At 70.9% G+C, this 14,181-nt stretch carries 11 protein-coding genes and 1 rRNA gene; 9 read left to right on the top strand and 3 right to left on the bottom strand.

The window, feature by feature from the left end; genetic code table 11:
* A 16S ribosomal RNA gene (locus BGO22_RS11430) occupies positions 1-762 on the bottom strand; the annotation flags it as partial.
* 430 nt (positions 763-1,192) lie between these two features.
* Here BGO22_RS11430 and BGO22_RS11425 point away from each other — a divergent pair.
* Positions 1,193-3,073: an ATP-binding cassette domain-containing protein gene (locus tag BGO22_RS11425; RefSeq protein WP_286850922.1), complete on the top strand. Its 1,881-nt coding sequence runs from the start codon at positions 1,193-1,195 to the stop codon at positions 3,071-3,073.
* Between the two features lie 30 nt (positions 3,074-3,103).
* On the opposite strand, the gene BGO22_RS11420 is transcribed toward BGO22_RS11425, so the two are convergent.
* Positions 3,104-4,516: an aminotransferase-like domain-containing protein gene (locus BGO22_RS11420; protein ID WP_286850920.1), complete on the bottom strand. Its 1,413-nt coding sequence runs from the start codon at positions 4,514-4,516 to the stop codon at positions 3,104-3,106.
* Positions 4,517-4,662: 146 nt separating this feature from the next.
* On the opposite strand from BGO22_RS11420, the gene BGO22_RS11415 reads away from it, so the two are divergent.
* From BGO22_RS11415 to BGO22_RS11385, 7 genes are read left to right on the top strand one after another with little or no spacing between them, the layout of a single operon-like run.
* Positions 4,663-5,277 (top strand): LysE family translocator, encoded by a 615-nt coding sequence (locus tag BGO22_RS11415; RefSeq protein WP_070400453.1) that lies wholly within the window; start codon positions 4,663-4,665, stop codon positions 5,275-5,277.
* A complete protein-coding gene (locus BGO22_RS11410; protein ID WP_286850918.1) occupies positions 5,274-6,206 on the top strand; it encodes a DMT family transporter in 933 nt (310 codons plus the stop codon). Before BGO22_RS11415 ends, BGO22_RS11410 begins: the two co-directional genes overlap by 4 nt.
* Positions 6,203-7,402: an aminotransferase-like domain-containing protein gene (locus tag BGO22_RS11405; RefSeq protein WP_286850917.1), complete on the top strand. Its 1,200-nt coding sequence runs from the start codon at positions 6,203-6,205 to the stop codon at positions 7,400-7,402. The genes BGO22_RS11410 and BGO22_RS11405 overlap by 4 nt, the downstream gene beginning before the upstream one ends.
* A gap of 59 nt (positions 7,403-7,461) precedes the next feature.
* A complete protein-coding gene (locus tag BGO22_RS11400) occupies positions 7,462-8,091 on the top strand; it encodes a glutathione S-transferase family protein (protein ID WP_254668198.1) in 630 nt (209 codons plus the stop codon).
* 4 nt (positions 8,092-8,095) lie between these two features.
* Entirely contained in the window at positions 8,096-8,962 is an 867-nt protein-coding gene (locus tag BGO22_RS11395) for a PhzF family phenazine biosynthesis protein (RefSeq protein WP_286850914.1), read from the top strand.
* Entirely contained in the window at positions 8,959-9,633 is a 675-nt protein-coding gene (locus tag BGO22_RS11390; protein ID WP_286850912.1) for a VOC family protein, read from the top strand. The genes BGO22_RS11395 and BGO22_RS11390 overlap by 4 nt, the downstream gene beginning before the upstream one ends.
* Positions 9,634-9,643: 10 nt before the next feature.
* Complete coding sequence (locus tag BGO22_RS11385) at positions 9,644-10,615, top strand: threonine dehydratase (RefSeq protein ID WP_204744001.1); 972 nt, start codon at positions 9,644-9,646, stop codon at positions 10,613-10,615.
* Here BGO22_RS11385 and BGO22_RS11380 read toward each other — a convergent pair.
* The gene (locus tag BGO22_RS11380; protein ID WP_286850910.1) at positions 10,599-12,911 is read right to left on the bottom strand and encodes a hybrid sensor histidine kinase/response regulator; all 2,313 of its coding nucleotides are present in this window, start codon (positions 12,909-12,911) and stop codon (positions 10,599-10,601) included. The two genes, BGO22_RS11385 and BGO22_RS11380, sit on opposite strands and share 17 nt — an antisense overlap.
* A gap of 232 nt (positions 12,912-13,143) precedes the next feature.
* Here BGO22_RS11380 and BGO22_RS11375 point away from each other — a divergent pair, with 232 nt between their 5' ends.
* Entirely contained in the window at positions 13,144-13,815 is a 672-nt protein-coding gene (locus BGO22_RS11375; protein ID WP_286850909.1) for a histidine phosphatase family protein, read from the top strand.
* Positions 13,816-14,181 lie beyond the last annotated feature (366 nt).

Raw genomic sequence — 14,181 nt, 5'->3', positions numbered from 1 at the left:
GCTTTCGTGCATGAGCGTCAGTGCAGGCCCAGGGGATTGCCTTCGCCATCGGTGTTCCTCCGCATATCTACGCATTTCACTGCTACACGCGGAATTCCATCCCCCTCTGCCACACTCCAGCACTGCAGTCACAAGCGCCATTCCCAGGTTAAGCCCGGGGATTTCACGCCTGTCTTACAGCACCGCCTGCGCACGCTTTACGCCCAGTAATTCCGATTAACGCTTGCACCCTACGTATTACCGCGGCTGCTGGCACGTAGTTAGCCGGTGCTTATTCTTACGGTACCGTCATGTGCCCCAGGTATTAACCAGAGCCTTTTCGTTCCGTACAAAAGCAGTTTACAACCCGAAGGCCTTCTTCCTGCACGCGGCATTGCTGGATCAGGGTTGCCCCCATTGTCCAAAATTCCCCACTGCTGCCTCCCGTAGGAGTCTGGGCCGTGTCTCAGTCCCAGTGTGGCTGGTCGTCCTCTCAGACCAGCTACAGATCGTCGGCTTGGTGAGCCTTTACCCCACCAACTACCTAATCTGACATCGGCCGCTCCAATCGCGCGAGGCCCGAAGGTCCCCCGCTTTCATCCACAGATCGTATGCGGTATTAGCGCAGCTTTCGCTGCGTTATCCCCCACGACTGGGCACGTTCCGATGCATTACTCACCCGTTCGCCACTCGTCAGCGCCCGAAGGCCTGTTACCGTTCGACTTGCATGTGTAAAGCATGCCGCCAGCGTTCAATCTGAGCCAGGATCAAACTCTTTAGTTCGATCTTGAAATTACTCATAAAACGGAATTGAAGTGAACTTCACTTCTGTTCCATGAGCGTTTTGAGTCCAAGGGACTTTTTCAAGCCCTCGCCTCCAAACGCCCACGCTTATCGGCTGTATTTTGTTAACGAACCTTTTGCACCAACCCGATCTTTCGATCCGGTCTTCTTGCCCCGCCGCGATCAGCAGAGCCTCGCATTATGACACAGATTTTGTGGAGCAGTCAAAACTTAGAAGATTTTTTTGCCCCGGTCTGCGCCGGCCCGACAACCACCGGATACTGCTTAGGCTTTGACCTAGAAGCGTCGCCAGTGATCAGCGAAGCCTTGCAGTATATCCAACTTTTCGGGCCCCGGTCAAACCTGCCGAACTTTTTTGAAGCGGGACTCGATAATCCCGCGCTTCTACCGCTTCGCGCACACGAGACCCATGGCTTTGCTCACTCTGCAGAACGCCCAGCTGGCCCACGGCCACTGGCCGTTGCTGGACCACACCGACCTCGCCCTCGAGGCCCGCGAGCGCGTAGGACTAATCGGTCGCAACGGCGCGGGCAAATCCTCGCTATTAAGGGTGCTCGCCGGACTGGAGCGCTTGGACGACGGCACGCTGCAGCTGCAAACCGGACTGCGCATCGCCTTTGTTGCCCAGGAGCCCTCGCTGGACGACGCCCACACGGTGTTCGAGGCCGCCAGCGTGGGCCTGGCGCCCGCCATCGCCGCACGGGAGCAATACAGCCGCGGGGCCCCGGGCGATGACCTGGACGCCCTGCAGGCGCGCATCGAGGCGCTGGACGCCTGGAACTGGGAAGCCCGGGTGGCCGAAACCCTGGACCGGCTTCACCTGGACCCGCAGGCCCGGGTCGGCTCCCTCTCAGGGGGCAACCGCAAGCGCGTGGCGCTGGCGCAGGCCCTGGTCAGCCGCCCCGACGTGCTGCTGCTCGACGAGCCGACCAACCACCTGGATTTGGACAGCATTGCCTGGCTGGAGTCGCTGCTGACGGAGTTTGCCGGCAGCGTCGTCACCATCAGCCACGACCGGGCTTTCCTCGACGCCGTGACCACGCGCATCGTGGAGCTCGACCGCGGGCGTCTGCAGAGCTACCCCGGCAACTTCGCGCAGTACCAGGTATTGAAGGAAGAGCAGTTGGCCCAGGAGGCGGTGGTCAACGCCAAGGCCGACCGCCTGCTGGCGCAGGAAGAGGTCTGGATCCGCAAGGGCGTGGAGGCCCGCCGCACGCGCGCGCAAGGGCGCATCACGCGCCTGGAGCGGCTGCGCACGCAGCGCGCCGGCCGGCGAGAGGCGCTGGGCCGGGTGAAGCTGGAGCTCGACGCTGGCGCCGCCAGCGGCAAGCTGGTGGCCGAATTGCTGGAGGTGAGCAAGGGGTTCGACCAACCCGGCGGCCCGCGCAAGACCGTGGTGCGCGACTTCTCCACCACGATCCTGCGCGGCGACAAGGTGGGCGTGATCGGCCCCAATGGCGCGGGCAAGACCACCTTGCTCAAGCTCATCCTGGGCGAGCTGGCGCCCGATGCGGGCAGCGTGCGCCAGGGCAGCCGCCTCACCGTGGCCTATTTCGACCAGATGCGCGAGCAGCTCAACCTGGACGCGACGCTGGAGGACTTCATCAGCCCCGGCAGCGAGTGGATCGAGATCAACGGCAAGCGCACGCACGTGAAGAGCTACCTGGGCGACTTCCTGTTCTCGCCCGCGCGCGCGCATTCGCCGGTGCGCACGCTGTCGGGCGGCGAGCGCAACCGCCTGCTGCTGGCGCGACTGTTCGCGCGCCCGGCCAACGTGCTGGTGCTGGACGAGCCCACCAACGACCTGGACATCGACACCCTGGAACTGCTGGAGGACCTGTTGCAGCAGTACGAGGGCACGGTGTTCCTGGTGAGCCACGACCGTCGCTTCCTCGACAACGTGGTGACCAGCACCCTGGTGGCCGAAGGCGAGGGCCGCTGGCGCGAGTACGTGGGCGACGTGCAAGACTGGCTGACCCAGTCCGCGCGCGCCGCCCCGCCCCCGCCAGCGCCCGCCGTCGCCACGGCCAAACCCGCGCCCGCGGCGGTCCCGGCGGCCGACGCCCCCCGCCGCAAGCTCAGCTACAAGGAACAGCGCGAGCTGGAGTCGCTGCCTTCGCAGATCGCTGCGCTCGAGGCCGAGCAAGCCGCGCTGTCGGCCGAGCTCGACGATGGCAGCCTGTACGGCACCAACCCCGCGCGCGCGGCCGAGGTGGCGCAGCGCCTGGTGGCCGTGGAAGAAGAATGGATGGCCGCGCTGGAGCGCCAGGAGGCGCTGGGCGCGCGCTGACGCCAGCGGCGCAGGCGCCGCACCCGCGCCTTACGCGCCCGCCCTGGCCGAGGCCACGCGGCGCGAGAACGTGCGCCAGAACGCCGCGTCCTGCGTGGTGGCGAAGTTGATGCGCATGAGCGTGCTGGGCGTGCGCGCGGCGTGGAACAGGGCGCCGGGCGCGATCAGGTAGCCATCGTCCAGCAGGCGCTGGGCCAGCGCGTCGGTGTCAACCCCGATGTCGACCCAGCCGAACAGGCCCGACGGCTCGGCCGCGAAGCGGCAGCCCGCGCCCAGCGCCAATTTCACGCTGCGCGTGCGGGCGGCGTCCAGGCGGGTGCGCACGCGCTCGGCGTGACGGCGCAGCTGCCCTTGCTCGATGCAGTAGGCCAGGGCCTTCTCCAGCAGAGCCGGCGTGGTCAGCGTGCTCAACAGCTTGGTGTCGAGCAGGGGCTCGACCAGGCCGGGCGGCGCGGCCAGGAAGCCGATGCGCCAGTTCGGCGCCAGGATTTTCGCGAAGCCGCTGACGTAGATGGTGCGCTGCAGGCCGTCGAGCGCGCTCAGGCGCGTGGCGTGCTCGGGCGCCAGGTGGCTGTAGGTGTCGTCCTCGGCGATGTGGAAGTTCAGGCGCTGCGCGAGCTGCAGCAGGCGGTGCGCCGCGCCAGGCGACAGGCTGTAGCCGGTGGGGTTGTGCAACACGCTGACGCTGACGAACAGCTTGGGCCGGTGCGCCTCGGCCAGACGCTCCATCACCGCCAGGTCGGGCCCGTCGGGGCCGCGCGGCACGGTGAGCACGCGCATGCCCAGCGCCGCCAGGCGCGCGAACTCCACCGCCCAGCCCGGCTCCTCCACCATCACCGGGTCGCCGGGTCGCAGCAGCGTGCGGCTGACGATGTCGAGCGCGTGCGTCGCGCCCACCGTGGTGACGACCTGCGCCGGGTCGACGTGCACGTTGATGCCGGCCAGCTTTTGCGCCAGCACGCGGCGCAGGCCCTCGTCGCCACGCGGCTCGCCGTAGCTCAGCGAGGTTTCGTTGAGCGCGCGCACCGAGGCCACACGGCGCACGGCGGCCGGCATGAAAGTCGACTCCAGCCAGTCGGGCGGGAACACCCCCATGCCGGGCTGCGGCTTGTCGCTCACCTGGTGGAACATGCCGCGGATGAGGGCCGTCGCGTTGATGGGGCTCTGCGCCGGCGGCAGCGGCGCAGCGCTGCGCGACTCGGCGCGCGGCGTGAGCGGCTCGCGCACGAAAAAGCCGCGCTGGCGCTGCGCCTGTACCAGGCCCTGGGCGAGCAGGAGGTCGTAGGCCGCCACCACGGTAGACGGGCTGACACCGTGCAGGCGGGCGCAGGCCCGCACCGAGGGCAGGCGCGCGCCCGGCGCGAGCAGCCGCTGGCGGATGCGATCGGCGTAGCGCTCGGCCAGTTGCTCCGTGAGCGACTGGTTCGCGGTCTTCAGCAACATGGGGTGGCCTTGTGTGTATTGCCCGTCAGGGCCATACAGCGTGCGAACTGAACGGGCAAACTGTATTGGCTCTGTATTGATGGCAAAGGGTACATTGATCGTTCGCCGAGCGCCAGCCCTTCCCTTCCGCCCGACCGACCCGCCCCATGTCCGCGACCGAACTGACCGCCCTGCTGATCTTCTGCACCGCGATGAGCTTTTCGCCGGGGCCCAACACCACGCTGTCCACCGCCTTGGCGGCCAACTTCGGCCTGCGGCGCGCCCTGCGCTTCTGCCTGGCCGTGCCCACGGGCTGGATCCTGCTCATGCTGGCCAGCGGCCTGGGCATGGGCGCGCTGATCACCGGCGTGCCGGCGCTGCGCTGGGCCGTGAAAGGGGTGGGCGTGGCCTACATGCTCTGGCTGGCCTGGATGCTGGCGCGCACGGCGCGCCTGTCGCAGGCCGACCCGGCCCGCCTACAGGTGGGCTTCTGGCAAGGCGTGGGGCTGCAGTTCATCAACATCAAGGCCTGGATGCTCGCGCTCACGCTCAGCGCGGGCTGGGTGATCAGCAGCGCGGGCGCGCCCGCGCCCAACCCAGGCGAGCGGCTGCTCATCGTCTGCGGGGTGATGCTGTTCTTCGCCTTCACCAGCAACTTTCTCTACGCCCTGATCGGCTCGCTGCTGCGCGACTGGCTCGCGCAGGGCGAGCGCCTGTTGTGGTTCAACCGCGTGCTGGCCGGCGTGCTCGTGGCCACCGCCTTGTGGATGCTCACCGTATGAGCAGCGACGAAAGACGCGGCTGGCTGCTGGGCCTGCTCGGCGTGGCGGTCTTCGGCCTGACGCTGCCGATGACGCGCCTGGCCACGGGCAGCCTGGACGCGCCGCAGCTCTCGCCCTGGTTCGTCACCTGGGCGCGCGCGGCCATCGCCGGCGGGCTGTCGCTGGCCTGGCTGTGGGTCACGCGCGCGCCCATGCCCCGCCCCGAGCACCGCCGCCCGCTGGCCCTGGCGGTGCTGGGCAACGTGATCGGTTTTCCCTTGTTGCTGGGCTGGGCGCTGCGCCACGTGACGGCCAGCCACGCCGCCGTGTTCACCGCCCTGCTGCCATTGGCCACCGCGGCCATGGCGGCCTGGTTGATGCACCAGCGCGCGCGCCTGGGTTTCTGGCTGTTCGCCGGCCTGGGCAGCGCGCTGGTGGTGGCCTACAGCCTGCTGCGTGCGCACCAGGCGGGGCACGGCTTCGGCCTGGGCTGGGCCGACACGCTGCTGGTCGGCGCCGTGCTGGCTGCGGCGCTGGGCTACGTGGGTGGCACGCAGGTCACGCCCGCCCTGGGCGCCGAGCGCGTCATCAGCTGGGTCTGTGCGATCGCGCTGCCGATCACCCTGCCGGCCGCGCTGCTCACCTGGCCCGAGCGCGGCGTGAACCTCAGCGCCTGGCTCGGCCTGGCCTACGTGGCGGTGTTCTCCATGTGGGCCGGCTTCTTCGCCTGGTTCCGCGGGCTCTCGCTGGGTGGGCCGCTGCGCGTGAGCCAGTTGCAATTGCTGCAGCCCTTCATCAGCATCGCCGCTGCGGTGCCCCTGCTGGGCGAGCGCCTGGACGCGCTCACCCTGGTGTTCGCGCTGGCCGTGGTGGCCAGCGTGTTCGCCGGCCGGCGCTTCGGCGCCGCGCCGCCCGTCTCCTCCCCGTCCCTCCACAAGGCCCCCACATGAGCTCCGCCACCCCCTGGACCCTGGCCCGCCGCGCCGAACGCATGAACCCCTCGGTGATCCGCGAGATCCTCAAGGTCACCGAGAAGCCCGGGATCATCAGCTTCGCCGGCGGCCTGCCCTCGCCGCAGACCTTCCCCGTGAGCGCCTTCGCCGAGGCCTGCGACGAGGTGCTGCGCAACGACGGCCGCGCGGCGCTGCAGTACGCGTCCAGCGAGGGGCACGCGCAACTGCGCGAATGGGTGGCGCGCCAGCTGCCCTGGGCCGTGGACCCGGCGCAGGTGCTCATCACCACCGGCAGCCAGCAGGGCCTGGACCTGGTGGCCAAGGTGCTGATCGACACCGGCAGCCGCGTGCTGGTGGAAACGCCCACCTACCTGGGTGCGCTGCAGGCCTTCACGCCCATGGAGCCGCAGTTCGTGGGCGTGGCCAGCGACGCCGAAGGCCTCGACGTCGACGACCTGCGCCGCCAGGCGAGCGGCGCGCGCTTCCTCTACGCGCTGCCCAACTTCCAGAACCCCACGGGCCGCAGCATGAGCGAGGCGCGCCGCGCCGCGCTGGTGCGCGCCGCCGCCGAGACCGGCCTGCCCATCGTGGAAGACAACCCCTATGGCGACCTGTGGTTCGACGCCCCGCCGCCCGCGCCCCTGACGGCGCGGAACCCCGAGGGCGGCCTCTACCTCGGCTCCTTTTCCAAGATCCTGGCGCCGGGCCTGCGCCTGGGCTACATCGTCGCGCCCACGGCCGTCTACCCCAAGCTGCTGCAGGCCAAGCAGGCGGCCGACCTGCACAGCCCCAGCTTCAACCAGCGCCTGGTGAGCGCGGTGCTCAAGGAGGGCTTCCTCGAACGCCACGTGCCCACCATCCGCGCGCTCTACGCCTCGCAGTGCCGCGCCATGCTGGCCGCGCTAGAGCGCGAAATGGCCGGCCTGGGCGTGCAATGGAACACCCCCGACGGCGGCATGTTCCTGTGGGTGCGCCTGCCCGAGGGCATGGACGCCACCGCGCTGCTGCCGCAGGCGGTGGCGCGCGGCGTGGCCTTCGTGCCCGGCGCGCCCTTCTTCACCGACGCGCCCGACATCCGCTCGCTGCGCCTGTCCTTCGTCACCGCCACGGTCGAGCAGATCGATCGCGGCATCGCCGCGCTGGCGCAGGCGGTGCGCGAACACCTGCCCCGCCGGGCCGCCGCGACCGCATGAGCGCCGCACGGCCGCCCGAAGGCGCTCGCACCGGCGGGCGCAGCACGGAGGTTCCCCCGGTGAGCGCCGCTCAGGGACTGCACCTCTGGGGCCGCCTGAGCTCCATCAACGTGCGCAAGGTGGTGCTGTGCGCGCAGTGGCTCGGCCTGGATCTGCCGCGCACCGACGCCGGCCTGAGCCACGGCGTGGTGGACACGCCGGCCTACCGCGCCCTGAACCCCAATGGCCTGGTGCCGCTGCTGCGCGACGGCGACTTCACCCTCTGGGAAAGCAACGCCATCCTGCGCTACCTGTGCGAGCGCCAGGGCCGCGGCATGCCCGCCGACCTGCGCACCCGCGCCGACACCAACCGCTGGCTCGACTGGCAGCAGACCACGCTCAACCGCGCGGGCAGCCCGGCGTTCACGCAATGGATACGCACCCCGGCCGAGCGGCGCGACCTGGCCGCCATCGAGGCCTCGGTGCGCGCCGCCGAGCCGCTGTTCGAGCGGCTCGACGGCCACCTCGCGCAGCGCCCCTGGATGGCCGGCGACGAGCTCACCGCCGCCGACTTCCCCATCGCCTGCGAAATCCACCGCTGGTTCGGCCTGCCGCAGCCGCGGCCGGCCTGGCCGCACCTCGAGCGCTGGTACGCCGGCTGGCTGGCCATGCCCTGCAGCCGCGGCGTGCTGGACCTTCCCCTGGCCTGAGCCCATGAACACCCGCCCCTTCCAGCAAGTCGACGTCTTCACCGCCACCCCCTGCCTGGGCAACCCGCTCGCCGTGGTGCTCGACGGCGAGGGCCTGAGCACCGAACAGATGCAGACCTTCACCGACTGGACCAACCTGTCGGAATGCACCTTCGTGCTGCCGCCCACGCAGGCCGGCGCCGACTACCGCGTGCGCATCTTCTGCCCGGGGCGCGAGCTGCCCTTCGCCGGCCACCCAACCCTGGGCACGGCGCACGCCTGGCTCAGTGCGGGCGGGCGGCCCCGGGGCGATGACATCGTGCAGGAATGCGGCGTGGGCCTGGTGCGCATCCGCCGCGACGGCGCGCGCCTGGCCTTCGCGGCCCCGCCCCGGCGCCGCGAGGGCCCACTGGACGAGGCCGACGTGGCGCTGATCGCGCGTGGCCTGGGCATCGCGCGCGAGGACGTGCTGGCGCACAGTTGGTGCGACAACGGCCCGGGCTGGCGCGCCGTCCTGCTGCGCAGCGCCGAGCAGGTGCTGGCGTTGAAGCCCGACGCCGCCGTGCTCGGCGGCCTCGACATCGGTGTGGTCGGGCCGCGCGGCAAGGTGGGCGTGGTGGGGCAACGCCCATCCGACCCCGAGCTGGCGTTCGAGGTGCGGGCCTTCTTCCCCGGCAACAACGGCATCGCCGAAGACCCGGTGACCGGCAGCCTGAACGCCGCGCTGGCGCAGTGGCTGATCGGCGCTGGCCTGGCGCCCGAGCGCTACGTGGCCAGCCAGGGCACCGCGCTGCGCCGCGCCGGGCGCGTGCACATTCAGCGCGCCGCCGACGGCACCATCTGGGTCGGCGGCGAATCGGTCAGCTGCGTGCAGGGCACGGTGCTGCTGTGAACGCCACGTTCGACCACCTCGTGGTCGCGGCCGCCACGCTGGCCGAGGGCGTGGACTGGTGCGAAAGCGCCCTGGGCCGCACGCCCGCGCCGGGCGGCGCGCACGCGCTGTTCGGCACCCACAACCGCCTGCTGCGGCTCGATGGCGCCGAGCGCGCCTACCTCGAGCTGCTGGCCATCAACCCGGCGGCCACGCCCACGCGCGCGGCACCCCTGCGGCGCTGGTTCGACCTGGACGATCCCGCGCTGCGCGAGCGCCTGCGCGCCCACGGCCCGCGGCCCATCCACTGGGTCGCGCGCGTCGACGACATCGAAGCCGCGCGCGCCGCCTGGCTGGCGCAGGGCATCGACCCCGGCCCGGTGCTCACCGCCTCGCGCGAAACGCCGCGCGGCCTGCTGCAATGGCGCATCACCGTGCGCGACGACGGCGCGCGCGGCTTCGACGGCCTGTTGCCCACCCTGATCCAGTGGGGCGGCATCCACCCGGTTGCCACCCTGCCCGCCAGCGGCCTGCAATTGCGCGGGCTGCAACTGGCCCATCCGCGTGCGGCGGCACTGAACACGGCCCTGGACGCCATCGGCATGCGCCTTCGCGTGCGCGAGGGCGAGGCCCTGATCAGCGCCCACCTGCACGACGGCCAGCAGGACCTGGACCTGCTGGCCAAGCCCTAAACCTCCGTCCATGAGCATCGTCCTACCTACCCTTGCCTGCATCGAAAAAGCCGCCACCACGGTCTACCGCTCCTTCGCCGCCACGCCGCAGTACCGCTGGGCCACGCTGAGCGCGCGCCTGGGCACCGCCTGCTGGATCAAGCACGAGAACCACACCCCCGTGGGCGCCTTCAAGATCCGCGGCGGCCTCACCTACTTCGAGCACCTCGCGCGGCGCGGCGCGCTGCCGCGCGAGGTCATCTCCGCCACGCGCGGCAACCACGGCCAGAGCGTGGCCTGGGCCGCGCGCGCGCACGGCGTGGCCTGCACCATCGTCGTGCCGCACGGCAACTCGGTCGAGAAGAACGCCGCCATGCGCAGCCTGGGCGCCACGCTGATCGAGCACGGCGACGAGTTTCAGGCCGCGCGCGAGCACGCCGGCGCGCTGGCGGCCGAGCGCGGCGCGCACATGGTGCCGAGCTTCCACGCCGACCTGCTGAGCGGCGTGGCGACCGCCTGGTGGGAGTTCCTGCGCGCCGTGCCCGAACTCGACGTCGCCTACGTGCCCATCGGCCTGGGCTCGGGCGCGTGCTCGGCCATCGCCGCCAAGCGCGCGCTGGGCCACCGCGTGCGCATCGTGGGCGTGGTGAGCAGCGGCGCCACCACCTACGCCGACTCGCTGGCCGCGGGCCGCGTGGTGCCGGCGCCGGTGAGCACGGTGCTGGCCGACGGCATGGCCTGCCGCGTGGCCGAGGCCGACGCGCTGCCCCTGCTGGCCGACGGCCTGGACCACGTGGTGCGGGTGAGCGACGAGGCCGTGGCCGAGGCCATGCGCGCGCTGTTCGCCGACACGCACAACGTGGCCGAGGGCGCCGGCGCCGCGGCCTTTGCGGCGGCCTGGCAGGAGCGCGAGCACCTGCGCGGCCAGGCGGTGGGCGCCGTGCTCAGCGGCGGCAACGTGGACAGCGAGGCCTTCGCCCGCGTGCTCAGTCGCTCGACTTGACCAGCCGCGCCACGATCTCGCAGAACTGCTCGACGGCGTCGGTCTTGAAGACCACCTCGCGCACACCGGCGGCGCGCGCCTCGGCCTGCAGCTCGTCGGTGATGTAGCCCGAGGCCACGGCCACCGTCAGCCGTGGCTCGATGCTCAGCGCCTCGCGCGCGACCTCCAGGCCCGACATGCCGGGCATGTTGTAGTCGGTGAGCAGCAGGGCGAACTCGCCGGGCTTGTCGCGCAGGGCGGCCAGGGCGTCGGCCTGCACCGACAGGGCCGTCACGCGGTAGCCGCGCCGCTCCAGCAGGCGTCGCACCAGGAAGACGAGCGTGTCGTCGTCGTCGAGGTAGAGGATGTGGGGGGCGCCCTCCGGCGAGGCCGGGGCGTCGGGTCGGGGCTGGGGATTTTCCACGGCGGGCATTGTGACGGGTTTGTCTTCGGCTGTCGCTTCGTCGGCGGGCAAGGGTGGCAGCCACAGCGTGATGGTGGTGCCCTTCTGGGGCGTGCTGCACACCTCGATGTGGCCACCGTGCGCCTCCACGAGGCCCAGCACCACGGACAGGCCCAGGCCGGTGCCCTGGCCCACGGGCTTGGTGGTGAAGAAGGGCTCGAACATGCGGCGCTGCACCCGCTCGTCCATGCCGCAGCCGTCGTCGATCACGCGCAGCCGCAGCACGGGCAGGCCCGCCGCCCGGCAGGCCTGGGCCAGCGCGGGGGGCAGCTGCGCCTGCGACACCGGCACGCTGTCCAGCGCGACCTCGATGCGCCCGCCGGCCGCGGGAAGGGCGTGCAGCGCGTTGGTGCCCAGGTTCACCAGCACCTGCTGCAGCTGGGTGGCGTCGCCCGAGACCTCGGGCAGCGGCGGCACGATGGTCTGCACCAGCTGCACCTGCGAGGGCAGCGCCGCGCGCAGCAGCGCGCAGGACTCCACCACCACCGCGGCCAGCGGCACGCGCGCGCGCGCCAGCGGCTGCTGGCGGCTGAAGGTCAGGATCTGGCGCACCAGCTCGCGTCCGCGCCGCGCGGCGGTGCTGATCTCGCCCAGGCTTTCGTGCGCCGGCGCCTGGGCCGGCAAGTCCTCGCGCGCGAGGTCGGCGTTGCCCAGGATCGCGGTCAGGATGTTGTTGAAGTCGTGCGCCACGCCCCCGGCCAGCGTGCCCAGGGCCTGCATCTTCTGCGACTGCGACAGGCGCGCCTCCAGCGCCTTCTGCTCCGACTGCGCGTCCTTCATGGCGGTGATGTCGATGAAGGTCAGCACCACGCGGCGCAGGCCGCCCTGCGAATCGTTTTCGGGATAGCCGCTGCACAGCGCCCAGCGCAGGCGCGCGCCGCCATCGATCGGCAGGCCCACCACCACGTCGCGCACCGGCTGGCCGGTGATGAGCACGCGCTCGAAGGGCCGGTCGTGGCGGCGCAGCGGCTGGCCGTTCTCGTCGAGCATGAGCCAGCTCTCGTAGCTCGGCTCGGGCACCACGCCGTCCGCGCCCACCGCGCTCCAGGTGAGGAAGCGCCGCGCCGCGGTGTTCATGCGCCACAGCGTGTGGTCGGGGTGAAAGACCATCACGCCGGCGTCCAGGTTGTCCACCAGGCGCTGCAGGTCGGCCTCGCGCTGGCGCTGCACGGCGCGCGCGGCCTGGGCCTCGTCGCGCAGGCGCAGCATCAACAGGCACTGGAAGGCCAGCACGCACAGCAGGTAGGCGATCAGGAAGCAGAAGGTGAGCAGCGCCACCGCGGGCAGGAAAGGCCAGCGCAGCACCACCGCGATCAGCGCATAGCCCAGCAGCAGGGCCACCTGCAGCCACAGCACGCTTTCCAGGGCGCGGAACTCCGTCGGCGCCGGCCAGGGACGGTGGGCGCGCGCGTCGCCGATCATGAGCAGCAGCAGGGCGACGTTGGTGCCCAGCCACAGCAACTGGCGCGCGGGCAGGCTGTCGATGACCTCGATGAAGAACACGTTCACCGGCCATTGCACGAGCAGCAGCAGCAACACGCCGGTCATCACGCGGCGCACCGACAGGCCCAGGTAGGCCCGGAAGCCCACCCACAGCAGCGCGAAGGTGAGCGAGAACAGCAGGTTGCTCAGCGGCATGCCCACCCAGCCAGGCAGCAGCGGGCGCGCCATCATGGCCGCCGCGGCGCAGGTGTGCGTGAGGCAGGCCAGCGCCCACCAGCCCAGGCCGCCCACGTGGCGCAGGCGCCGGTGCTGGGCCCAGAAGGCCAAACCGATGACAACGTCGATGCCTGTCCACACCGCCAGCAGCGTGGGCAGGTGAAACCACATGAGTTCGGGGATACCGGTGGCCATCGAAAGAGGGGGAACGCGGACCGGGCGCCGGCGACGCCTTTGGGAAGAATGACCGATTGCAGCACGCGCTCCCGCGCACGGCGCCCGGATAAGCGGCACGAAAACCGTGCAAACCGGTCCCCCAGCGCGGGCGGCCTGGCGAATGGTGCGCTTTCGCACAGGTGACAGCCAGGGCCGGGTTCAGTCGCTGCCGGGACAAAAGCCGCCGCGGCCCGCGACCCAGAATCGCGCCATGGGAACGCTTTACCTCGTGCGACACGGCCAGGCCTCGTTCGGCGCCGCCGACTACGACCAGCTCAGCGAGCTGGGCCGGCGCCAGTCGCTGAGCCTGGGCCGTTACTGGGCCGAGCGCGGGGTGGGCTTCGACGCCGTGATCACCGGTTCGCTGCGGCGCCACCAGCAGACCTGGGCCGGCATCGCCGAAGGCGCCGGGCTCGCGCTGCAGCCGCTGGTGATGGCGGGCCTGAACGAGTACGACGCCGATGCGGTGATCCGCTGCGTGCACCCGCAGCCGCTGGCCAAGCCCGACACGCCCGAGCAGTACCGCCAGCATTTCCGCCTGCTGCGCGACGGCCTGACGCAGTGGATGGCGGGCACCGTGAGCCCGCAGGGCATGCCCAGCTACGACGGCTTCGCGCGCGGCGTGGCCGAGGCGCTGGCGCACGTGCGCGGCGCGCACCATGGGCAGAACGTGCTGATCGTGTCCAGCGGGGGGCCCATCGCCACCGCCGTGGGCCAGGTGCTGGGGCTGAGCCCGGAGGCGAGCATCGAGCTGAACCTGCGCATCCGCAACAGCGCCGTGACCGAGTTCCAGTTCACGCCCAAGCGGCACAGCCTGCTGACCTACAACACGCTGCCGCACCTGGACGGGGTGGACTACAAGGACTGGGTCACGTACGCCTGAGCGTTCTGTCGGCTCTCTGCCTGTTTCACGCGTCTGTTTCGCTCGTCTGTTTCGCTCGCCGGCTTCGCGCTGACGGCTGGCGGGGTCCGCGTTCTCCGGCCCACGCTCGCTGGCGCATACCCCGGTAGGCCTGCGTTGTCTCTTCAACACCGTGCCGGCACTCAGCCTCTGTGGCAGCCGCGAATGGGGCCTGCGCCCGCGAACCCCACCATCCGTCGAGAGTGACGCCCGAGCAGGCCAAGGAGGGCATCGGGGTCAGGAAATCGGGGTCAGATTCCATTTGGCCAGCGATCAACGCTCGAAGGGTGTCCGGTCTTCTTTGGCCGGCCCGCGCGTTTCGGGGACGGCGGTGTGGGTGCCCGGGCG

This window comes from Hydrogenophaga sp. 70-12 (assembly GCF_001897365.1).
GTDB classification, from domain to species: domain Bacteria; phylum Pseudomonadota; class Gammaproteobacteria; order Burkholderiales; family Burkholderiaceae_C; genus Hydrogenophaga; species Hydrogenophaga borbori.
This window is presented reverse-complemented; position numbering and strand designations above follow the sequence as displayed.